Annotated in this window: 16 protein-coding genes; 8 read left to right on the forward strand and 8 right to left on the reverse strand. The window is 43.7% G+C overall.

What is annotated here, in order from left to right:
* Positions 1–64: 64 nt before the first annotated feature.
* Genes recC through recD form a run of 3 tightly spaced genes read left to right on the forward strand, consistent with a single transcriptional unit; the run spans position 65 to position 9,247 of the window.
* Complete coding sequence (recC, locus tag ABD744_RS07110; RefSeq protein WP_344796884.1) at positions 65–3,490, forward strand: exodeoxyribonuclease V subunit gamma; 3,426 nt, start codon at positions 65–67, stop codon at positions 3,488–3,490.
* Positions 3,483–7,334 (forward strand): exodeoxyribonuclease V subunit beta, encoded by a 3,852-nt coding sequence (gene recB, locus ABD744_RS07115; protein WP_344796886.1) that lies wholly within the window; start codon positions 3,483–3,485, stop codon positions 7,332–7,334. The genes recC and recB overlap by 8 nt, the downstream gene beginning before the upstream one ends.
* Positions 7,331–9,247: an exodeoxyribonuclease V subunit alpha gene (recD, locus tag ABD744_RS07120; protein ID WP_344796888.1), complete on the forward strand. Its 1,917-nt coding sequence runs from the start codon at positions 7,331–7,333 to the stop codon at positions 9,245–9,247. The genes recB and recD overlap by 4 nt, the downstream gene beginning before the upstream one ends.
* A gap of 38 nt (positions 9,248–9,285) precedes the next feature.
* Here the strand turns inward: recD and ABD744_RS07125 are convergent, their stop codons facing one another.
* The gene (locus ABD744_RS07125) at positions 9,286–10,290 is read right to left on the reverse strand and encodes a nucleoid-associated protein (protein WP_344796890.1); all 1,005 of its coding nucleotides are present in this window, start codon (positions 10,288–10,290) and stop codon (positions 9,286–9,288) included.
* 94 nt (positions 10,291–10,384) lie between these two features.
* On the opposite strand from ABD744_RS07125, the gene ABD744_RS07130 reads away from it, so the two are divergent.
* Entirely contained in the window at positions 10,385–10,624 is a 240-nt protein-coding gene (locus ABD744_RS07130; protein WP_344796892.1) for a GIY-YIG nuclease family protein, read from the forward strand.
* A gap of 89 nt (positions 10,625–10,713) precedes the next feature.
* On the opposite strand, the gene ABD744_RS07135 is transcribed toward ABD744_RS07130, so the two are convergent.
* The 6 genes from ABD744_RS07135 to ABD744_RS07160 all read right to left on the reverse strand — a co-directional run bounded on the left by ABD744_RS07135 (position 10,714) and on the right by ABD744_RS07160 (position 16,998).
* Positions 10,714–12,306 carry an isocitrate lyase gene (locus ABD744_RS07135; RefSeq protein ID WP_344796894.1) on the reverse strand — a complete coding sequence of 531 codons (1,593 nt, stop codon included), beginning with the start codon at positions 12,304–12,306 and terminating at the stop codon, positions 10,714–10,716.
* A gap of 196 nt (positions 12,307–12,502) precedes the next feature.
* A complete protein-coding gene (locus ABD744_RS07140; protein WP_344796896.1) occupies positions 12,503–13,198 on the reverse strand; it encodes a M48 family metallopeptidase in 696 nt (231 codons plus the stop codon).
* A gap of 6 nt (positions 13,199–13,204) precedes the next feature.
* On the reverse strand, positions 13,205–13,420 hold the full coding sequence (locus ABD744_RS07145; RefSeq protein WP_344796898.1) for a DUF3820 family protein: 216 nt from the start codon (positions 13,418–13,420) through the stop codon (positions 13,205–13,207).
* Between the two features lie 19 nt (positions 13,421–13,439).
* Positions 13,440–13,757: a DUF3301 domain-containing protein gene (locus ABD744_RS07150; protein WP_344796900.1), complete on the reverse strand. Its 318-nt coding sequence runs from the start codon at positions 13,755–13,757 to the stop codon at positions 13,440–13,442.
* A gap of 102 nt (positions 13,758–13,859) precedes the next feature.
* Positions 13,860–15,197: a response regulator c-di-GMP phosphodiesterase, NosR family gene (gene nosR, locus ABD744_RS07155; RefSeq protein ID WP_344796902.1), complete on the reverse strand. Its 1,338-nt coding sequence runs from the start codon at positions 15,195–15,197 to the stop codon at positions 13,860–13,862.
* Positions 15,172–16,998 (reverse strand): sensor histidine kinase, encoded by a 1,827-nt coding sequence (locus tag ABD744_RS07160; RefSeq protein ID WP_344796904.1) that lies wholly within the window; start codon positions 16,996–16,998, stop codon positions 15,172–15,174. The genes nosR and ABD744_RS07160 overlap by 26 nt, the downstream gene beginning before the upstream one ends.
* 271 nt (positions 16,999–17,269) lie before the next feature.
* Here ABD744_RS07160 and ABD744_RS07165 point away from each other — a divergent pair, with 271 nt between their 5' ends.
* From ABD744_RS07165 to ABD744_RS07175, 3 genes are all read left to right on the forward strand, one after another.
* Complete coding sequence (locus tag ABD744_RS07165; protein ID WP_344796906.1) at positions 17,270–19,552, forward strand: YgiQ family radical SAM protein; 2,283 nt, start codon at positions 17,270–17,272, stop codon at positions 19,550–19,552.
* A gap of 65 nt (positions 19,553–19,617) precedes the next feature.
* On the forward strand, positions 19,618–20,202 hold the full coding sequence (locus ABD744_RS07170; protein ID WP_344796908.1) for a lysophospholipid acyltransferase family protein: 585 nt from the start codon (positions 19,618–19,620) through the stop codon (positions 20,200–20,202).
* Between the two features lie 111 nt (positions 20,203–20,313).
* Positions 20,314–21,162, forward strand: coding sequence for a 23S rRNA (adenine(2030)-N(6))-methyltransferase RlmJ (locus tag ABD744_RS07175; protein ID WP_344796910.1), 849 nt, complete (start codon positions 20,314–20,316; stop codon positions 21,160–21,162).
* Positions 21,163–21,208: 46 nt separating this feature from the next.
* On the opposite strand, the gene ppnP is transcribed toward ABD744_RS07175, so the two are convergent.
* Positions 21,209–21,490, reverse strand: a complete 282-nt coding sequence (gene ppnP, locus ABD744_RS07180) for a pyrimidine/purine nucleoside phosphorylase (protein ID WP_344796912.1) — start codon at positions 21,488–21,490, stop codon at positions 21,209–21,211.
* A 149-nt stretch (positions 21,491–21,639) separates the two neighbouring features.
* On the opposite strand from ppnP, the gene ABD744_RS07185 reads away from it, so the two are divergent.
* Complete coding sequence (locus ABD744_RS07185; RefSeq protein ID WP_344796914.1) at positions 21,640–22,047, forward strand: hypothetical protein; 408 nt, start codon at positions 21,640–21,642, stop codon at positions 22,045–22,047.
* The last annotated feature ends 17 nt before the right edge of the window (positions 22,048–22,064 follow it).

Raw genomic sequence — 22,064 nt, forward strand, 5'->3', positions numbered from 1 at the left:
TGGATAATACCCTATGCTGACAGAAGGTTAGGGCAGCGCCTGATCACACACCGGGAAAGTTGATTTGTTTACTGTTTATCACTCAAATGATGTTTCGATTCTAAAGTCGCTTGTCGTTGAACTTATGCAACGATCGCCATTGGATAGCCCTTTTTCAAGCGAAACCATACTTGTTCAAAGTCCAGGTATGTCTCAGTGGTTGAAATTACAAATTGCAGATCAGTTTGGCATTGCGGCGAACATTGATTTTCCATTACCTGCGACTTTTATTTGGGATATTTTTAAACAGGTTTTGCCTCAGGTGCCTGAACGAAGTGCATTCTCGAAAGAGCAAATGTCATGGCGTTTAATGCAAATTATTCCAGATTTTCTGACACAAGATGAGTTCAAACCCTTAGCAAGTTATTTAGCTGATGATGACAGCCAAATTAAGGGCTATCAGTTATCGGCAAAAATCGCTGATATTTTCGATCAGTATTTAGTGTATCGGTCAGATTGGGTGAATCAGTGGGAGTCTGGAGCATTGGTTTCTTCTCTTGAGGGAGAAGACGCATGGCAGTCGAAACTTTGGAAGGCGCTCTTTGAGCATACTGTGGGTTCAGGGGCTTCTTTTTACCATAGGGCGAATTTATATCAGCGATGCATTGATACCCTGAAAGGAGGGCGCTGCCCAGCGGAAATTAAAGCATTGAGGCGCATTTTTGTCTTTGGTGTTTCAGCCTTGCCGCCAAAATATCTTGAGGTATTAACGGCTTTAGGAAACCACATTGATGTTCACTTTATGCTGTCAAACCCTTGCCAGTATTACTGGGGCGATATTCTGGATCAAAAATATCTTGCAAAGCTTGCTAATAAGCAGCGCCTTTCGTTTTTAAATAAACCTGAACGAAACCTTTTAAAAGCGCCAGTTGAAGATTATATCCAGGGCTCAGCCGGAAATAGCTTATTGGCTTCCTGGGGGAAAGTAGGGCGCGACATGCAACGGCTTTTATCCGAGTGCACTGCGTCTGAGGTAGAAGCCTTTGTAGAGCCGGCTGACGATTCATTGCTGCACCATATTCAAAATGACATGCTGATGCTGAATGACCGCTCAATCACTGAAGAGCATGCCGACAGCGTTTTTAAAGAAGTCATTTCTCATACAGATTCGTCATTCAAAGTGAGTGTGTGTCACTCCCCCATGCGTGAAGTTGAGGTGCTGCATAATTATCTTTTAGACCTCATGAATGATGATTCTGAATTGTATCCCAGAGATGTGGTTGTCATGGTGTCTGATGTTGACGTCTACAGCCCGTACATCAATGCAGTGTTCTCATCTCAGCCGAAAGAACAATTTATTCCATACTCGATCTCTGACTTATCGACCAATCAGTTCAATTCCGTTGTTCAAGCCTATTTGTGGGTGCTGGGCATGAAAGAGCATCGTTGCACCGCTTCTGAGTTGATAGCCTTTATTCAGGTTCCTTCGGTTCTGAAACGGTTTGGGATTTTAGAGTCCGAGTTAAGTTTGTTGACCCATTGGATTGGGGATGTTGGTATTCGTTGGGGATTGGAGCCTGAATCTGCTGTTGAATTTGATTTGCCTGAGATGACGACCAATACCTGGTTGTTTGGCTTGAAAAGAATGCTTGCAGGGTACGCGATTCCAGAATCCAGTGGGGTTGTGAACGGTGTTTTATCGTACGATCAAATACAGGGCCTGTCTTCTGAGCTGGCAGGGAAGTTGGGCATTTTAGTCAACGAGATTATCAATATACGGTCTCGTTTTCAGGCCTCTATGGCTGTGTCGCAATGGCATGCATTATTGAATGAATTGCTGAATCAATGTTTCTTGGCTACCAACGAAGAAGACTCTCATCAGATTCATTTGATTCGAGACAACATCTCGCGATGGGTAGAAGAAATATCCATGGCGGGGTTTGAAGTTGGCCCATCGGAGGAGCGTTCATCAGAAATTTCTTCGGAAGTTGTTTTTGAAGTGATGTCTGAGAAATTGATTCAACAGCGAATCAGTCAGCGCTTTTTGGCCGGACAGATTAACTTTTGTACATTAATGCCGATGCGTTCGGTGCCGTTTAAAGTGGTTTGTTTGTTGGGTATGGACGGGAATGCTTATCCTCGGCAGCAAACCCCGTTGGGATTTGATTTAATGCATGGTCGTTTTGAGTATGGGGATCGTTCAAGGCGAGACGACGATCGGTTTTTGTTCCTTGAAGCTGTGCTTTCTGCTCAGGAAAAGCTGATGATCAGTTACACGGGAAAGTCCATTCGAGACAACAGCGATATCATCCCCTCGATATTGGTCTCTGAGCTGCTGGAGTATTGTGCGGACGGCTTTGTGCTTGATGGCGACTCGCATTTAAAACCCGCCGAAAGTGCTCAAAGAATGCTGAGTCACTTGGTGTCAACACGGGCCTTGAACCCATACAGCGTATCAGAGTACCAGCCAACACAAGGTGGTTATCGAAGTTTTGATCAGCACTGGTTCGACATCGCAAAGCTTGAAGGCTGTTTTGAGGCTGATGCAGTGGATTTCATGGCTGAAAGATTACCTGGCTGTGAATGGCCTGAGTTTGTAGAAATCAAAGATTTAAAAGCGTTCTGGAATAACCCCGTTTCATATTTTTTTAAATCTCGTTTGAGCGTGAACTTCGACTCGTACGATGCTTTGTTACAGGATGAAGAGAGTTTTGAGTTAGATGCTTTGCAGTTGTATCAACTTAAAAATCAGCTGTTGACCTATTTTCTATCTGAAAATTGGGAAGCGGAGTTAGAGGAAAACAGTGATCAAAAGTTGTTTGAGAGGGTTCAGGCTCAGGGCATTCTACCGCACGGCAATTTTGGTTCATTAGTACTTCAGGAACAAGTTGAGGCTACGCATTACTTGTATACCAAAGTGAAGCCCTATGTGCCTAAGCAAGTGCAACCGGTGGAGGTTTGTCTGGATTTAGCGATTGATGATTCGAGGGTTCGGTTAGAAGGGTGGTTGTCGAATCTTGGTCCATCCGGTTATGTAAATTATCGTGTTGGCAGAGTCAGACCGAAAGATTTGATGAGTGCATGGGTGGATCATTTGGCTGGTGCCGCCATTGACCAACCAGAAGCTACTCATTTAATCGGCTTTAACCCGAAGACATCAGAAGTAGAGCATCTGATGTTCAAAGTCACTGATAAGCTCAAAGCGACCCAAATATTGTCGAATCTTCTGAAAGCCAAAATTGAAGGCTCAAACCACCCATTATTTTTTGAAGTCAATGTTGCCAGTATTTACCTGGAGAAACTGAACTCACCAAGAGGCGGTGAAGAAGCTGCGTTAGTTGCATTGCTGGATGCCTTAGATAGTTGGTTTGAAGGTGATGAATACGTCAGCCGTTGTTGGTCGGAAATTAATGAAGACATGATTTCAGATTTTATAGAAACAACGCAGACATTTTATGCTGAAATGTCAGAGCATCTGGTTTCTGTCAGAGAGGAGTCTGACAGTGACTGAACCGCTTAATACCTTAACGTTTCCTCTTCATGGCTCGCGTCTGATAGAAGCTTCGGCCGGTACCGGAAAGACCTTTACCATAACAGGGCTGTATCTTCGGCTGTTATTGGGTCATGGCTCTGATCAAGGCACAGGTCAAGGCACAGGTACTGCTCATGAAAAGCCTCTGACGGTAGATCAGATACTGGTGGTAACCTTTACTGAAGCCGCGACTCAAGAGCTAAAGGATCGAATCAGGTTGCGTATTCGAGCTGCAAGGGAGGCGTTTGGGTTAGGTTCGACCACAGACCCGTTCATCAATGATCTGTTACGTGACATTTCTGATCATAAAACTGCGTTTGATATGTTACGCGCTGCAGAACGTCAGATGGATGAGGCCGCCATTTTTACGATCAATGGTTTCTGTATGAGGATGCTTCAACAGCATGCTTTTGAGTCGGGTAACTTCTTCTCTGTCACTATGTGTGAAGATGACAGAGAGATAAAACTGGTGGCCGTTAAGGATTATTGGCGCAGCTTCTTTTATGAACTCTCTCCTGCACTGATCAATGTGGTTTTGTCTTGTTGGAAAAACCCGGAAGCGTTGTCTCTGGAAATTGGAAAGTTTTTATCTGAAAAGCCGATTCGCTTTATTGAAGAACACTCGGTTGATGATTTGGAAGCCGAGCACGCTGTCAACCTGGTTCGTATCGGGGATTTTAAGTCTACGTTGAAGGAGCATTTCGGTGCGTTGGCGGAGGGAATTACCAAAGCGGCAGAAAACAAACAGCTGGATGGTCGGTCCTATTCGAAGAGGCATTTGCCTGGCTGGATTGCCTCTGTAAGGTCCTGGTTGGAACAGCCTATAGAGAATTATTATTTACCTAAAGAGTTGGAGCATTTTGGCAAGATTAAACTTGAGCTTAAAACAAAAAAGCCGCTTAATTTTGACTTGGATACAGCGGAGGTCATTCAGAATTTTATAGATTCGCCTCCGGAGCTAAGTACCAAGTTAAAACAACATGCCATCCGAAATGCTCGTAAAATTTACGCAAAGCATAAGCGAAAGCATCGGCTTCTAACTTTCGATGATCAGATTACAGGGTTGGTTTCGGCGCTATCAGACCCCCAAAGTGGTGATGCCTTTGCTGAACGGTTACGAACGCAATTCCCTGTGGCCATGGTAGATGAATTCCAGGACACCGACCCTTCTCAATATCAAATATTCGAACGGGTTTATGGAGGCCAGGCAAAGCAAGGCTTATTTATGATCGGAGATCCTAAACAGGCCATCTATGCATTTCGCGGCGGAGACATCTTTACTTACATGCGGGCAAGGCGAGCCGTTTCCAGCCATTATACGTTGGATACAAACTGGCGGTCTTCTGCGGATATGGTCCGAAGTGTGAATGCGGTATTTGAATGTTCAGTGAATCCATTCATTTATAAAAATGATATTCCTTTTGACCCTGTAAAGCCGAATGGCAATGCCGTAAATATGTCCTGGGCGCTGGAAGGTTCCATTCAGCCTGCTATGACACTTTGGCGACCGGATGAACAAAATGTTTTTTCAAAAGACTCTGAATATCTTGATTACATGACGCAAGCGACGGCCAACGAAATTGCATCATTGCTTACGGCATCAGATAAAGGCTTGTTGACACTGACTAAAAACGCTCAAGAGGCTCAAGCCTTAAAGCCGTCGGACATTGCAGTGCTGGTGCGGAACTTTAATCAGGCAAACCGGATTCGAGCTGCGCTCAGCGATCGTGGCATCGCGAGTGTTTATTCTTCTGATCGAAGCAGTGTTTTTGAGCAAGACGAAGCACGAGTTGTATTGCGACTGCTGAAAGGTTTTCAAAGCCCGGATAACGATAAAACCCTTAAGTCGGCCTTGGGAAGCCATTTATTTGGCCTCAGTGCATTGGAGCTTGAGCGCTTCAATGTCGATGAACACGCTTGGGAGAAGGTGGTTTCTAAATTTCAGCGCTATCGGCTGGTTTGGTTACAGCAAGGCATTTTACCCGCATTTCGACAATTAATTTTTGACTTTGATTTGGCCATAAAGCTTAGGAAGCAAGTTAACGGCGAAAGACGACTTACAGACTTTCTGCATTTGACGGAGTTACTGCAGCAGCAAAGTAAATCACTTGAGAGCCAATTTGCGCTTATTCGTTGGCTTGAAGAACGTATTCTGACGCCTAACCAGAATGCCAAAGAGCAGCAGCTGAGATTGGAGTCTGAGCAGAATCTGGTCAAGGTAGTGACGTATCATAAATCCAAAGGTTTGGAATACGATTTTGTTTTTGCGCCTTATTTGGCTTATTACTACCCCTCAAATTTCTCTGAAATTTCGATTTCTCATAATGAGCAAGGAGATGCTGTTGTAGATGTGGCTGGTGAAGCGAAGGATGCTGCGGAAAAAGAACGTCTAGCGGAAGATATCCGGTTGTTGTATGTGGTTTTGACCCGATCTGTGTACGCGTGTTTTCTTGGCTTACCCGGACTGATGGCTGGCACCAAAAAGAAGCCAGATCCTCAGATTTGTCCAAAGTACGTTGCTGCCACCGGTTTAGGTTATTTACTGGCGAGGACTGAGACGGACTCTAATGAGATTCAGTTATTGCCTGAGACGGTGGAGGATAAAGTCAGTCGGTGGTGTTCTGCATCAAATATTGCTGTTGTTGCGCCAAAGGTTGCCGATGTGGTGCTTTATACGTCACAAAAGCAGGTGTATGCCGATCTTGAGTATGCTTCTTTTTCAGGGGATGTAGAAAGTAACTGGTGGGTGACAAGCTATTCACGCTTGGCGTCGGCTCATGTCGATTATGATGCAAGCCTGGAAGTTAAAGGCTACGAAGACCCAAAAGACAGTGCCTCAGACGAACTATTGGATGGCTTTCAAGTTCACGCGTTCCCAAAAGGTGCAGAGGCAGGAACCTTCTTACATACCTTATTTGAGGAGCTGGTTTACGAAGAGTGTGAAACTGAAGAGAGTTATCAACTTATTTTTGATCTGCTTCAGGCCGATAACCTGGGAATGGAATTGGTGAATCAGGCGCTACCAAAATATGTTTTATCTCGAATGGACGAAGTGCAACAGGCAGAAGCGAAACAGTCAGTATTAGCGTCCTGGACTCAGGTTTTACATCAGATGGCAATGAATGTGCTTTCAGCGCCTTTAAACCAGCGTAATGGATCAAACATTGCTCCTGTATTAAGAAAAACCAAAGCCTCACAACGCCTGGTTGAAATGGAGTTCTTGATTCCGATTACCGAACCAATCACCTGCGACCAAGTGAATGGCATTGTTGAGCAAGATGCTTTAAGTAAAAACGCGCAACAGGGTTTGTCGTTCGGTCAGGTACAAGGCATGTTAAAGGGGTTTATTGATTTAACGTTTGAGTCTGAAGGAAAGTTCTATGTGCTGGACTGGAAGTCAAACTACCTAGGAGCTGACTCTTCCTTTTATACACAGGGTGCAATGGCCGAGGCTATGTTGGATCATCGATACGATTTTCAATATTTATTGTATACCTTAGCTTTGCACCGGTATTTAAGAGTTCGTATTAAGGATTATGATTACGAGGAGCACATCGGCGGTGCTTATTATGTTTTCTTACGCGGAGTGGAGCAAGACGCTTCCCGAGGGGTGTTTTTTACCAAACCCGATAAATCAGTGATTGAGCAACTTGATCAGTTATTTGCAGGCATAAAAACTACTGAGTGCTTGAATAATGCGGGCGGGAGCGAAACCATGGATCATGGTGAGGTTAGGGATTATGGTGAGAGTAAGGACAGTGAGAGGGTTTCTCAGCCTGAGATCAAACCTATGTCGGATGGTCAACAAGGAGAGCTGTTTTGAGGCAAAGTGCAACATTGAATTTGCTCGAACATTATCATCAGTTAGGCCTTATTCGCGGCATAGACCTGGAGTTTGCCCGGTTTGCTTTTGATCAAACAATTTCAAATTCTTCCATCGATAAAACAACGGCAGAGAAGTCTGCTGAGCTTGCGGCTAAATATGGTGTGCTGGTCAGTCATTATTTGGGTCGGGGGCATGTTTGCGTAGACTTGCTTAAAGTAAGCCAACAAAAAGACCCATTTGATTTTGAAGAAAAAAAGCAGGGGCTGGTCGCAAAAACAGAACTTATGACGTTTGATTACGACTCTGATCAACAATGGCTTGAGCAATTTTCTGTTGATAGTTCAGAAGCTCAATCATTGCTTGTGCTTGAAGACAGTAAGCTCTATTTGAATCGATATTGGTGTTACGAACAGCAAGTGGCGAGGTACATAGAGTACGCTTCGCAGCCTGAAATGAACGTGCCCCTATTGACTGAGATTGTTAATTCATTGTTTTCTTCTGCGCCGACTCAGGTTGGTTTGACTACAACAAGCTCTTCTACAGCGGTTGATTATCAAAAGGTGGCAGCGGCAGTTGCATTAACCAATCAAGTGTCTGTGATCACAGGCGGGCCTGGTACAGGAAAAACCTATACTGTAGTTCGTATTCTTGCTGGTTTGCTGACGTATGCTCAGCGTTCGGGGCACGCGTTACCGAAAATAAAACTGGCTGCACCTACGGGCAAAGCTGCTGCTCGGATGCTTGAATCAATACGGTCTTCCGTTTCTGATCTGTCTCTTGATGAAGTGTTGCTGGATTTTATTCCCAGAGAAGCAAGCACCTTGCATCGCTTGCTGGGCAGCATTCCTAATGACGTGAATTTTAGGCACCATGAAGATAACCCTCTCCATTTGGATGTATTGATTGTGGATGAGGCATCTATGATTGATTTGCCTATGATGTCGAAATTACTGAGTGCTATGCCAAAAAATGGCCGGTTAATATTATTGGGTGACAGAGATCAGTTGGCTTCCGTGGAAGCGGGGTCTGTCTTGAATGACCTATGCGTCATGGATAAAGGATATAGCCGGAAATATGCCTCACTTCTTAAATCAGTTACGGGTTATGAATTGGAAGTGGATGAAAACTCGAAAGAGGGCGGTTTTCAGGACTGTCTTGCTTGGCTGAAAATCAGCCGGCGGTTTGATGCTCAATCCGGGGTCGGTGTATTGGCAAAAGCGGTTAACAGTGGCGATCAAAGTCAGGTCAGCAACTTTATCGGTTCCGGCGATTTTGCTGATGTTCGGCAGTATTTGCTATCGGAAGCGAACTACAATTTGTGTCTCGATCAAGCGGCAAGGGAATATGAAGCATATCTAAAAGCCGTGACTGAATTAAACCATTGCGAGGCGATGGAGCGCTTTTCTGATGTCCGAGTGCTCTGTGCGTTGCGGGAAGGTATTTTTGGGGTGGAAGGCTTAAACCTGCAGATCGAACATCGATTGGCTAAAAAAGGATTGATAGACACTACTTCAGAGTGGTATTCAGGCCGACCGATCATGGTATTGCAAAACGATTATGGTCAGCAGTTGTTTAATGGTGATATCGGTTTGGTTATGCCGGATGAAGCCGGGCAATTACGCGTCTATTTCGAAGTGGGTCAGACGCTCAAATCTGTATTGCCCAACAGGGTGCCTAAACATGAAACGGCTTATGCAATGACGGTTCACAAATCTCAAGGCTCAGAATTTGCTCACTCGGTGATGATCTTGCCGGATAGAATGTCGCCAGTGATTACCCGAGAGTTGTTGTATACAGGAATTACCCGAGCGAAAAAACGGCTTTCCTTGCTTTATCAGCCGGCAGTGCTGAGTGAGGCGGTTCAGAATCCGGTAGAGCGGTTCAGTGGGTTGGCGGACAAGCTGGCATAGGCGTAACCTTTGTTACGCCTGGTGCCTGGTAGCTGTTATTAACCCTTTAATTGATGCTTAACCAGTTGCTGTTTCAAGGATTTTGGAATGTCTTTGATGATGAGTGCATCGTTATCTGTGTCATAAATAATGCCTTCACCAAAGCGGTCTGAGGAAAAACTGATACTAAGATTTTTATCTCTGCCTGTGAATCTCACGTAACGTTTTAATCTGGCTCGATCCGTGTGGATTTCGTCCATTGGATCAGTTTGCCGTTCCTGAGCGAACTGAGCAAAGCGTGTAGGTTCTTTTTGGTCAACCTGAAATGAAAGCTCATTTACGCTGACGGGCATACCGGACTTGTCTTGTTCAAGACAATATTCCATCACCTGGCTACGGTATTCCTTCGCATTTTCGTCCGGCATGGCTTCGGCGAATGCTTCAACAATGTTCAGGAATTCTTCGGTTTGTTCTACTTTGTCCAAACCTTTCGTAAAACCTGCGAACTCTTCCATCACTTCATTCAGTTCCGGGTTGCCTCGACTGCCTAAAATGGTCAGGTATTGATTCGATGTTTCTTCCAGCCATTGGTCGAACTTAACTTTAAAGCCAAAAGTTACTTTAGTGGGGTCGACGTAATCAATGTACTGCAGCTCATTGTGTTTGTTAATCTGAATGGCTTCTACGTGATTTACCCAGAAAATGTAGAGTTGATCTTGTTCCATCAGGTCATCAATGGCGAAAATAATTTTGGCATCAAATGGATCTTCGTATTTCTCAAGCGCTTCTTGAAGGTGGCCCATTAATGTTTGAGTCATGGTTAGGAATGAAGATTTACTCTCATGAAAGTCACGGGCTAAGCCTGGTAACATAGACAGTTCCTGCTGAGAACCAAAGTGACCAAACTGCTTTTGAGCACTGCGCTGAAACCCTTGGCGGTATTGCTCAAATAAAGAAGCGATAGGGCCTTCTGAGGCTTCTTCTTTGTCACTGACAAAGGTTCTGATGTCGGCGCCTGGCACTGGGCGTTGAATGCCGTGCACAATGCAATGCTTTAAGCTCATAATCTATCCACAAATTGAAGGTGTCTAAAAAGGGGATATTGTAGCAGTAATCTTTGGTAAGCTCTCAACAGTTCTGGTGGTGTTTGGAAGTTTTATGTGGTTTGTTTATATGTTGAAGTGCTCTGACAGCACACTCTATACGGGTATAACAACAGATTTGGAACGGCGAGTAAAAGAACATAACTCAAGTGATAAAGGGGCTAAATTTACCCGGAGCAGGAGGCCAGTTACTTTGGTGTACTCAGAACACTGTTCAGATAGGTCTTCGGCCAGCAAGCGGGAATACGCCATCAAAAGGCTGTCGCGAAAAAAGAAATTGGAAATGCTTGATTAATTCGGACTTCGGCGTTGAATTATTATTTTGCGAATAGCAAAAAGGCTCACCGAAGTGAGCCTTTTTTAAACAAAACTAATCAATTCAAATTAGAACTGGTTAGAAGTGTTCTTAGCGCCGCCAGCTTTTAGAGCGTTCTCACCAGCAAAGTATTCTTTGTGGTCGTCGCCCATGTCTGAACCAGCCATGTTCTGGTGCTTAACGCAAGCGATGCCTTGACGGATCTCTTTACGCTGAACGCCTTCAACATAACCAAGCATACCTTGCTCACCGAAGTACTCTTTCGCTAGGTTGTCTACAGACAACGCAGTTGTGTGGTAAGTCGGTAGAGTGATCAAGTGGTGGAATACGTTCGCTTCGCGTGAAGTATCCGCCTGGAAAGTCTTGATGCGAGCATCAGCAGCAGCTGATAGTTCAGAATCGTCGTATTCAGCAGACATTAGGTTAGCACGATCGTATGCAGAAACGTCTTTACCTTCTTCTGACCAAGCGTCAAAAGTCTGCTGACGGAAGTTCAATGTCCAGTTGAAAGATGGAGAGTTGTTATAAACAAGTTTCGCATCAGGGTGAACCTTACGAACTTCGTCCATCATGCCTTTGATCTCATGTACAGTAGGAACTGCAGTTTCGATCCAAAGAAGGTCAGCACCAGCATTGATTGCTTCGATACAGTCAAATACACAACGCTCATGGCCAGTACCTTGACGGAACTGATATAGACCAGAAGGAAGACGCTTAGGACGAACTAGCTTACCGCCACGGTTAAATACAACATCGCCTTCAGCCATGTCAGCTACGTCGATTTCTTCAACGTCTAGGAATGAGTTGTAAACGTCACCTTGGTCGCCAGGCTCTTTAACAACAGCGATTTCTTTAGTTAGGCCAGCACCTTCAGAGTCAGTACGTGCAACGATGATACCGTTGTCGATACCTAGCTCAAGGAACGCGTAACGTAGAGCGCGGATTTTACCGTGGAAATCAGCGTGAGGAACAGTAACTTTACCGTCCTGGTGGCCACATTGCTTCTCGTCAGCAACCTGGTTTTCGATCTGTAGTGCACAAGCACCAGCTTCGATCATTTGCTTAGCCATTAGGTAAGTTGCTTCAGCGTTACCAAAACCAGCATCGATGTCTGCTACGATAGGTACTACGTGAGTTTCGTGGTTTTCGATAGCTTCTAGAACTTCTGCTTCTTTCGCAGAATCACCAGCTTCACGTGCAGCGTCTAGCTCACGGAAAAGACCACCTAGCTCACGTGCGTCAGCTTGACGTAGGAATGTGTATAGCTCTTCAACAAGAGAAGCAACAGCTGTTTTCTCGTGCATAGACTGGTCAGGAAGAGGACCGAACTCTGAACGTAGAGCAGCTACCATCCAACCTGAAAGGTATAGGTAACGACGTTCTGTTGAACCGAAGTGCTTCTTGATAGAGATCAACTTCTGTTGACCTACGAAACCGTGCCAGCAGCCTAGAGACTGAGTGTACTTAGTTTTGTCAGCATCGAAAGCTTCCATATCTGCACGCATGATGTTTGCAGTGTACTGAGCGATGTCTAGACCAGTTTTGAATTTGTTCTGTGCACGCATACGAGCAGCAGATTCTGGGCTAATAGCGTCCCATGGAGCACCAGCAGCTTCTTTAACTGCTGAGATTGATTTGATGTCTTCTTGATAAGCTGACATGTAACTATCCTTAAAAAAAAGTGGAGTACATAAGATTTTCAGAACCGGGTTTTGAAAATCAGAAACTTGTTTACGAAGCGTATAATAGAGATGTTTAATTCATAATTGAAATCAATGAAATGTATTTTTGGTATTTATCTAATGAATGTTGTGGTTTCAATGAAACGAAAAGTGAAAATGACCGCAATATTTAAGATTAAAAAATACTCAGCCGGTAGCTTTCATTCTTAAGCCATTGCTTTGCTTGCAGATAATCAGGGTCCAGTTCTGCGACTAAATCCCAAAAAGCCTTTGAATGATTCATGTGAACCAAGTGCGCAACCTCATGGCAGACTAAATACCTGACAACATTGAGCGGGGCCATCATGATCAGCCAGTTAAATTGCAAGACTCCGTCCGAGGTACAGTGCCCCCATTTGGTTTTAGTGCGTCGGAATTTAATGTCGGATATACGGTTATTCAAACCTTTTGGTTTTGAAACCTGCTCAACAAGCCTGGGAATTGTTGCCTTAGCCAATTTAGTCAGAAACGAAGCAAAGGTTTTTTGGATGAGTGCTGTGTCATCTCGGGTGAGTTTAAACACTAATTGCTTGCTGGATTCATCAATAAAACACCCGCTACTGGAAGCATAGATAAACTTAAGTGTATAAGTTTCACCCAGTATCGTGATGGGCTCTTTGTCTTCAAGCTTGAACTTTTGGTGTTGTTTAACTTGCAGTTCTACTAACTTATTTTTTGCCCAGTCTTTTTTGCTGTTCACAAATGACTGAATGAAGTCGCTCGGTGTGTGATGGGGCGCTCTGACTTCAAGACCATTTGAGCTGACGTATAGCCCAATGGTTTTTCGCTTGCTGTATTTGATTTTTACTTGGTCTAGTAGGTGATCTTGCATGCGGTATTATTTGTTCTTTAGTGGATAAATAAGGCTTTCTTGTCCGTTGATGCGGATTTCAAGTGCTATTTGAAGTAATAACCCTAATTCGTTTTCAGGAAACCCTTTTTTAGAAAACCAGAGAAGGTATTCTTCTGGTAGGTCAATAATTGCTCGACCTTTGTATTTACCAAATGGCATTTTAAGGTTGGCTATTTTCAATAAGTGTTGCTTTTCAATCATAGAGTAAATATGGCATTCATTAATGCATGGTGTGTGGTTCTAATTCGATTTTCAGGATTTTATTTCCTAAAGTAATAACCCGACCTTGATAGCGGCTCTCCCCATCGCTAGAAAACTCAAAAATGTAAGAACGCCAGGCCTTAAGCCTGCCGTCTTCGTCTCTTTTAAACCAAAGCCCTCGCAGTGCGACCGCTTGATCCAGTAACTCCAAGTCCATATTGACACAATATTGTTTGGCTGCCCTGTATGCGATTTCTTTGTGACCTCTGGATTTCCACCAGTAGCTCAGAATCATAATCAGGATAAACAATACAAAAAGGTCTGATAATTCGTACATGCGAGGCTCAGGTTAGATGCAGAAATTGAGTTTGATCAGACAATCATGGTGACAATCTGGCCGGAATTCAATAGGGAAGGGTAGGTATGTGTAAAATTTCTGTCAGTTATCTTTGATGCTGTCGGTTTCAACGATCAGTTTCAACTTACAGTGCTCTACTTTTTCAATAGTAATCAGCTGTTCGATGTTTTTTTCTGTGATAACCCTGCCTTTGGATATCAATAAAATACCAAAGTTATTGACGATGTCTGTTGCGGTTATCATTCCGGGTTTCAAAGCCATTACATCCATAGCGGATTGGTTGGGCGATAGGCTGCATAGGTCATAATCATCCACCAACTTTTGTAGTATGTTCACCAGTTTCAGGTCATACATTTTACCGGATCGGCCTTTGATATGGGAAAAAGCCTGCTTGGCGTCGCGTTGCGTTTTATTGATAAGGCCGAGCTGTAATCCTATGAAATCACGAGAAATTCGTAAAATTTTGGCACCGTAGCTCATTTCATTGGCAACAAGCTTGTTTGGGTATCCTGAACCGTCCAGATTTTCTAAGTGTTGGGTAATGAATTCACAGCAAGACTCAAGGCCTTTGATATTCATTAATATAGAAGCCCCACGATCCGGGTATCGAATGTATTCTTTTAGTTGTTCCCTGGATAGTTCAGGTTCTGGCATTGAAAGAATTTCATCGGATAAGGTTATCTTGCCCAGCTCATGCAAAAGCCCGGAATACATTACTTGCTGGATAATGGGTTTGGGTAGGTCAAGATAAGAGGCTATGTCTTTGGCAAGCTCAGCAACTAAAGTGGGGCGTTGATACTCAATCTGAAATCGGCTGGAAATGACGCTGGAAAAAACCCGAATAAACATGTCGTAACTGTCGATCAACTCGTTGTAGGATTGATCCAGAAGCTCCATGGTGCGGCTGAGTTCTTCCGTTCTTTGTTTTACTTTCTCTTCCAGTTCAGAATTAAATGATTTCAGTTTCTTATTTTGACGGTGAGTCAGAACCAGTAACTGGTGTTTTTCCCGTTCAAGCCGTTTTACTTTTAAGGCTTCCTCGATACTGAGCTTTAAATCTTCATCTTCCCAGGGTTTGCTGATGTAGCGATAAATGCCACCTTTATTGAGTGCGGTAATGGTTGATGCGATATCCGAGTGGCCAGTGAGTAATATACTCTTAACGGCAGGGAATTGCTGGCGAGCTTTGGTGAGAAACTCCGCACCGTCCATTTGTGGCATACGCATGTCGGAAACGATAAGGTCAATGTCGATGTCTTTAAGCATTTCCAGGCCTTCAATGCCACTTTCAGCAAAGTGGCATTGAAATGACGCCTTTTTGAATAAGCGTTTCAGTGCTCTGAGTATTTGTGGTTCATCGTCGACAAAAAGCACGTTCTCTTGCAGTTGTGCTCTAGCATTCGGCGCTACATTGCTCATCTGTTTCTTCTTTTTCCAAAGGCTGTTTTATGGGCAGTATGGTGGTGAAGGTTGTTCCTTTGCCCTTTTTACTGGCTACTTTAATATTGCCATTGTGGCGTTGGATTATGCCGTAAGACAGTGATAAACCTAGCCCGGTACCTTTTCCTACTGGTTTGGTGGTAAAAAATGGGTCGAATATCTTCTTTAGGGTTGTTTCGTCAATACCGTGGCCAGTGTCGGATATAGAAAAAGAAATATGGTCATCGTTGAGCTGCTCCGTTTTAATTTTAATGATGCCTCGCTCATCAATTGCGTGGGCTGCATTAACAATAAAGTTGAGCACAACCTGGCCTATTTGAGATTCAACTATTTCGACGTCCGGCAGGTCTTCCGCATAATCTGTTTCAACATCTATTTTGTACTTGATTTCGTTGTGTGCAATATTTAGCGCTTTTTTGATTGGGTTATGTATATCGCACATGACCAGGTGCCCGGTATCTGTACGAGAGAAGTCTTTTAAGTCATTAACAATGTCTCGGACTCGGGTGATTCCGTCGTTTGCATCCTCCAAAAGTTCGGGTAAATCTTCGTCTAATTCCTCCAGATCAATCTCTTCTAATAAATTGTTGAAGTATTTAATGATAGATTGATCAGGGTGTTTATCTAATTGCTGTCGAATATTTTTCAGTGTGTCTAATAGGGTTTGGCTGTATTCCCCAAGCACTGAAATATTGGTTTTTACAAAACCGATGGGGTTATTGATCTCATGCGCCACCCCGGCAGCCAGTTGGCCGATGGAGGCCATTTTTTCAGACTGGAGCAATTGTTCCTGAGCTTCCTGAAGCTGTTGGATCAGTTCTTTTTGAGTTTCTTGTTCATGCTTCAGAGCTTTATTGGAACGTGCTAGTGCTCGCATCAGGCTGTTTTTGTCCAAACCCATAAAGACGGATGAAATTATCTGCTCTATATAAACATGATCTGTAATTGTATAAGGTGCCTTTATATTGGGTTTTGAAAGAACAATGGTCACTTTGCGATTACGAGCTGCGCTTTTGGCAGGGCCAATCAATATGTGTTCGTGTAACTCTAAAGGAGAGGTGTTGTTACTTTGCGGCGAAGCGTTCTCCAGAATGTAGTCGCTCATTCTATCGAGGTCATGGCCTTTGGCTCTTAAAACCTTGAGAATGTTTTTAATACTTTCATTTTTGCAGCCTTTACAAACGCTGAACTCTCCCTTGCCATCAACCAAAATGGCGCCTTTGGTTGAATTACTGATGAGCATTAATCTTGTTAACAGTTCCTGATAGAGATTTTTGTCTTCTTTAACTATGTTTTTGGTCCACTCAATACACTCAGCCCAAACCACCTGGTATCTCATGTGATTTTGTAAGTCGCTTAGCTCATTGTTTGTTGAGATGAGTTTTCGTTTAAACCCCAGGGATTGAGTGGCCCAGTAAATTTCTTCAAGAATGTGTTCGGGTAAATTTTGTGATGTTTCACTTAATAGCATGAGAATGGAGTCTTCATGCTTATCGACCGGCACACAATAGATGTGGGTGTGATAGTTTTTGTGCTCAAAGGTCAGCTCCGAGGCGGTCCATTCGAAATGTGAAGCATTTTTTTGAGCGTGTTCAAAAAAAACAAAAGGAGCTACGTCGATGACAGCATCTACGGACTCAGCATATAAGGAGTTTTCCATGTTGGGTTCGAAATCGACATCTTGCCAAAACCAGCAAACTCCAAAACCTTTGAGCTGATCTTTCAGTATGTCAAGAATCTCAACAAGTGACTGATCAACACCGGATTTCCGTATTCTCATGATAGCTGGGTCCGTCTATGAGTGATATTCTATTAGCTGTTATTTTGTAATAGACAAGGGAACTAAGGGTGTCAAGGTCAGCAGGTATGGATAACGGATATTTCTCGGAATAGAAATTGTCTTAGAATATGCTTGTAAGGCATTGATTAGTAATGTTGATTGCTTTAATTTTTTTGCTGTTTCATGAAATATGGCGAACAACTCTCGGAATACCTGAGTATTTCAGTTAGAATAGCTGCCCGCTTGAATAATTGGTTAAAGTTTGAACAATATGTCTGCAGCTGTTTCACTTACATCTCGTCAAAACCCGACAAAAATATTTGATTATCCTAAGTATTGGGCCGAATGTTATGGCCATTCCAAGTTTCTTCCGACCACCCGAGAGGAAATGGATGCTTTAGGTTGGGATAGCTGCGACATCATCATTGTTACTGGTGATGCCTATGTCGATCATGCGAGCTTTGGTATGGCCGTATTAGGCAGAACTCTGGAAGCTCAGGGTTTTCGTGTTGGCATCATTGATCAACCGGACTGGAAAGATAAATCCAACTTTGAGGTTTTGGGTAAGCCTAATCTCTATTTTGGTGTAACGGCCGGCAACATGGACTCTATGATCAATCGTTACACTGCGGATCGTCGGTTGAGGCATGATGATGCTTATACTCCAGGTGAGTTACCTGGAAAACGACCGGAGCGTGCAGTCACTGTTTATTCTCAAAAGTGTAAAGAAGCGTTTAAAGATGTGCCTATTATTATTGGAGGCATTGAAGCCAGCTTAAGACGCTTAGCGCACTATGACTATTGGTCTGAAAGTATACGCCGATCTGTGCTGCTGGATTCTACGGCCGACATGTTAATGTACGGCAACTCTGAACGATCATTGATTGAAGTATCTCATCGCTTGGCAAATGGCGAAAAAATTGGAGATATTACCAATGTTCGTGGCACCGGTTTTTTACGAAAGAAAATGCCGGAAGGGTGGGATGAAATTGACTCTACTCGTTTGGATCAGCCGGGGCGAGTGGTTCCTAAGAAAAACCCTTATGAATACGTTAATGAAGATGATAAGCCGGAAGCCGGCGCCGAGCAGGCAGTAAAAATCATTCCTGATATCGGAGCACGACAAACAGACCCTGAGCGTAGCTTTATTAGGCTTCCTTCTTTTGAACAGGTTCGAAAAGATGAAATCTTGTACGCTCATACGGATCGCATCTTCCATAAAGAAACCAATCCGGGTAACGCCAGAGCGTTGGTTCAACGCCATGGCCGAAATGATATTTGGTTAAATCCTCCTCCGATTCCTTTGACGACGGAAGAGTTGGACTGGGTTTTTGAAATGCCATATCAGCGTGTGCCTCACCCGAAGTATGGAGATGCACGCATTCCTGCGTATGAAATGATTCGCTTCTCCATTAATATCATGCGCGGTTGTTTTGGCGGATGTACGTTCTGCTCGATTACGGAACACGAAGGGCGCATTATTCAGAGCCGCTCTGAAAAATCCATCCTGGATGAAATAGAGAAAGTTCGTGATAAAACCCCAGGGTTCACTGGTGTGATCTCTGACCTTGGCGGTCCGACCGCAAATATGTATCGCCTGAACTGTAAAGATAAAAAGATTGAAGAAACTTGTCGTCGTCCTTCCTGCGTGTATCCGTCCATCTGTTCAAACATGCAAACAGATCATAGTCATACCACTCAGCTTTATCGTAAGGCCAGAGATCTGGATGGCGTGAAGAAGATTGCCATTGCATCCGGTCTGCGTTATGACCTGGCAGTGGAAGATCCAGAATACGTGAAGGAGTTAGTTACTCATCATGTTGGTGGATACTTAAAAATTGCCCCTGAACACAGTGAAGATGGCCCGCTGGACAAGATGATGAAGCCGGGCATGGGAACGTATTACCGCTTTAAGCAGATGTTCGAAAAATTCTCTAAAGAAGCAGGCAAAGAACAATATCTGATTCCTTACTTTATTTCTGCCCATCCGGGATCAACGGATAAGGATATGATGAACCTTGCTTTGTGGCTGAAAGAAAATGGTTTCCGGGTGGACCAGGTTCAAAACTTCTACCCATCGCCGATGGCTACGGCAACTACCATGTATTACACAGAGCGTAATCCGCTTAAACCTGTTAAGAAAGGCGACGGGGAAATTGTTTTCAGTGCCAAGACCAAAGAGCAACGTAAACTGCATAAAGCGTTTTTAAGATACCACGACCCGGACAATTGGCCCGCACTTCGCGAGGCATTAAAGAGATTGGGTAAAATGAATCTTATTGGTCACGGTAAAGGTTGTTTAGTACCGCCAGAAACGCGTCGAGAAATTGAAGCTCGTAAAAGAAATCACAGAATGAAGAACACCGGAGCCGGTAAAAAATTCATGCATGCCAGAACTCAGCATACAGGTTTACCGTATAATCCGGATGAGCAAAAGAAGCGCCAAAAGCCGAGCGGCAATAAGCCTAAAGCCACTAATGGTAACTCTAAGACTGGTAGTTCGGCGAAAAGGACTCCACTGACCAAGGTCAAAAAGTCTAAAACTAAACGATGACATTAGGCTTACATGTGTTAGCATACGCGCACTTTTAAATTGACTGTCGTTAAGAGAGGGTAGTAGTGCGTCGTACCATTTATAACACGCCTATAGTTCGTCAAGTGTTTTGGGTTCTTTCCTGGATCGGTATTAAGTTGTCCGGCTGGAAAATCGTTGGAACACCGCCTAAAGAGAAAAAATTTATTCTGGTTGCTGTGCCGCATACCAGTAACTGGGATTTCCCGATTACGTTGGCCATGTCTTTTCTGTTGGGTTTTCGTTTGAACTGGATGGGGAAGGATACGTTATTTAAAGGCCCTATGGGGCCGGTGATGCGCTGGTTGGGCGGCATCTCGGTTGATCGCAGTAAAAGTAATAACCTGGTTCAGCAGATTATTGATGACATCAGTCAGCTGGAGCAATGCGCCCTGGCAATACCTCCTGAGGGCACTCGCTCACGCACTGAACGCTGGAAAACAGGTTTTTACTATATTGCGACAGGTGCGGATTTACCGATTGGTTTAGCCTACTTGGACTATAAGAATAAAGAAGGCGGCTTTGGCCCTACCTTTTACCCAACCGGAGACATCGATAAGGACATTGCAGAAATGCAAAAGTTTTATAAAGGTATCTCTGGTAAGCGTGCTGATCAATGCGCTAATGACTGATCATTTTAACGGTTCGTTTTAGCTGTTCGTTTTAAATAAACCGTTTAAAATTGCTGATTAACTAACGAGTCGCTAGAATTGCGGCTCGTTTTCGTTTCTGGAACTAAAAATATGTTGAGTTACCGTCATGCGTTCCACGCTGGTAATCATGCAGATGTGTTAAAGCACTCTGTTCTTGTGGCTATTCTTGATTATTATCTAAAAAAAGATAAGCCTTTTTGGTACGTGGATACGCACTCCGGTGCTGGCATGTATAAGCTGGATAGTAAGTTCGCAGCCAAAAACGCGGAGTTTAAGACAGGCATAAGCAAGCTTTATCATAAAGATGGCTTGCCACAGTTTCTTGAGATGTTCATTGCTCAGGTTAAAGCAGCTAACACAGGAAAAAGAAGTCTGACGTATTATCCTGGTTCGCCTTGGTTTGCTGCTAAGATGCTGCGTCCATCTGATAAATTGAGATTGCATGAGCTGCATCCTACTGACAGTCAGTTATTGCAAGACAATATGAAGTCAATGGTCAGGAAGCGAGCGCACGTGGATAAAAGTGATGGGTTTTCCGGTTTGAAAGCCATCATGCCGCCGCCGACTAAACGAAGCGTGGTATTAATTGATCCGCCGTTTGAAGATAAGTCTGATTATAAAACCGTTGTTAATACCCTAAAAGAAAGTGTAAAGCGTTTCAGTTCTGGTACATTTGCGATCTGGTATCCGCAATTGTCGAGCAAAGAAAGTAAGGATTTACCTGAAAAGCTGAAAAGAACAGACGCTAAATCGTGGCTGCATGTGACGCTTTCCATTAAAGGCGAGCCAAAAGGAAAGGGCATGTACGGTAGCGGAATGTTTGTGGTGAACCCGCCGTATTTGTTAGTTCAGCAGTTAGAAGAGGCGTTGCCGGTAATGAAGGCAATGCTTTGCGACCCCTTGTCTGGTTCTGTGTCTTTGGAGCATAAAGGCATTTAACTGAGATTGTTTGCTATTCCTGAAAAGAATAGCAAACAACAATTTCTTACTCGTAAGTACAGAAATAAGCAGTATCAACAGCGACTTTCAATTGAAACTTGTTGTTTGCTGCAATATCAAAAGACTCGCCTTTATTGAACGTTTTCCATTCTGTCTCGCCCGGTAATAAAGTTGTTAAGGCACCAGAAACGACAGTCATTACTTCGTTTTGGCTTGTGCCGAATTCGTACTCGCCGGGAGCCATTACGCCAACCGTTGCAGGAAGTGTTTCTGTTTGAAGTGCAATGGACTTCACTTTGCCTTCAAAGTATTCGTTTACGTCGAACATTGTATTCTCCTAAATTTTTGGTGGCGGCATTATATCACCGATGGTTATAAGATAAATCTCGGATTGAATTCAGTGTCCCATTTAAAGGCAAAGTGCAGTGGGTTGCTTTGAACTACCTTTTAAATATTGTCCTTTAAAAGGAGTGCATCATGCAGCGTTTGAGCATTCTACGTCGAGTTTTCTCATCGTTTATTCTCTTATTATTGTTAACTTCAATTTCTGTGGTTGGGCATGCCAGAGAGTGGGCAGGTTTATATCACGGCAAAATTTCCGGTCAGCCGTCTCAGTTGACATTGAACCGGGCCGGTAATGACATAATTGGCGTGCTGGATACTGAAGGTTACCGCTATAAGCTTGAAGGTAACATTCAGCAAGGTAAGTTGATTGGTTTTTGTCGGGATATTAAATCAGGTGAAACCGGCCAGTTGTCTGCGTCTGTTACCAAAGACGTAATCATCATACGGGTGGTGCTTCCAGGCTATCATCGACCCGCAAGATTGGTTTTTGAGCGTGCAGATGACACTTCAAGTATCTTTACTAAAATGGCATCGCTTTAGTAATGGCTTAAAATCTA

It is taken from the genome of Litoribacillus peritrichatus (assembly GCF_039537985.1).
Classification (GTDB): Bacteria; Pseudomonadota; Gammaproteobacteria; order Pseudomonadales; family Litoribrevibacteraceae; genus Litoribacillus; species Litoribacillus peritrichatus.

Bases quoted from the DNA above. Each gene is read 5' to 3' on its own strand.
- ABD744_RS07125 (WP_344796890.1), bottom strand. From the start codon at position 10,290: ATGAGCTTAAAGCATTGCATTGTGCACGGCATTCAACGCCCAGTGCCA.
- ABD744_RS07130 (WP_344796892.1), top strand. From the start codon at position 10,385: ATGTGGTTTGTTTATATGTTGAAGTGCTCTGACAGCACACTCTATACG.
- ABD744_RS07135 (WP_344796894.1), bottom strand. From the start codon at position 12,306: ATGTCAGCTTATCAAGAAGACATCAAATCAATCTCAGCAGTTAAAGAA.
- ABD744_RS07140 (WP_344796896.1), bottom strand. From the start codon at position 13,198: ATGCAAGATCACCTACTAGACCAAGTAAAAATCAAATACAGCAAGCGA.
- ABD744_RS07145 (WP_344796898.1), bottom strand. From the start codon at position 13,420: ATGATTGAAAAGCAACACTTATTGAAAATAGCCAACCTTAAAATGCCA.
- ABD744_RS07150 (WP_344796900.1), bottom strand. From the start codon at position 13,757: ATGTACGAATTATCAGACCTTTTTGTATTGTTTATCCTGATTATGATT.
- nosR (WP_344796902.1), bottom strand. From the start codon at position 15,197: ATGAGCAATGTAGCGCCGAATGCTAGAGCACAACTGCAAGAGAACGTG.
- ABD744_RS07160 (WP_344796904.1), bottom strand. From the start codon at position 16,998: ATGAGAATACGGAAATCCGGTGTTGATCAGTCACTTGTTGAGATTCTT.
- ABD744_RS07165 (WP_344796906.1), top strand. From the start codon at position 17,270: ATGTCTGCAGCTGTTTCACTTACATCTCGTCAAAACCCGACAAAAATA.
- ABD744_RS07175 (WP_344796910.1), top strand. From the start codon at position 20,314: ATGTTGAGTTACCGTCATGCGTTCCACGCTGGTAATCATGCAGATGTG.
- ppnP (WP_344796912.1), bottom strand. From the start codon at position 21,490: ATGTTCGACGTAAACGAATACTTTGAAGGCAAAGTGAAGTCCATTGCA.
- ABD744_RS07185 (WP_344796914.1), top strand. From the start codon at position 21,640: ATGCAGCGTTTGAGCATTCTACGTCGAGTTTTCTCATCGTTTATTCTC.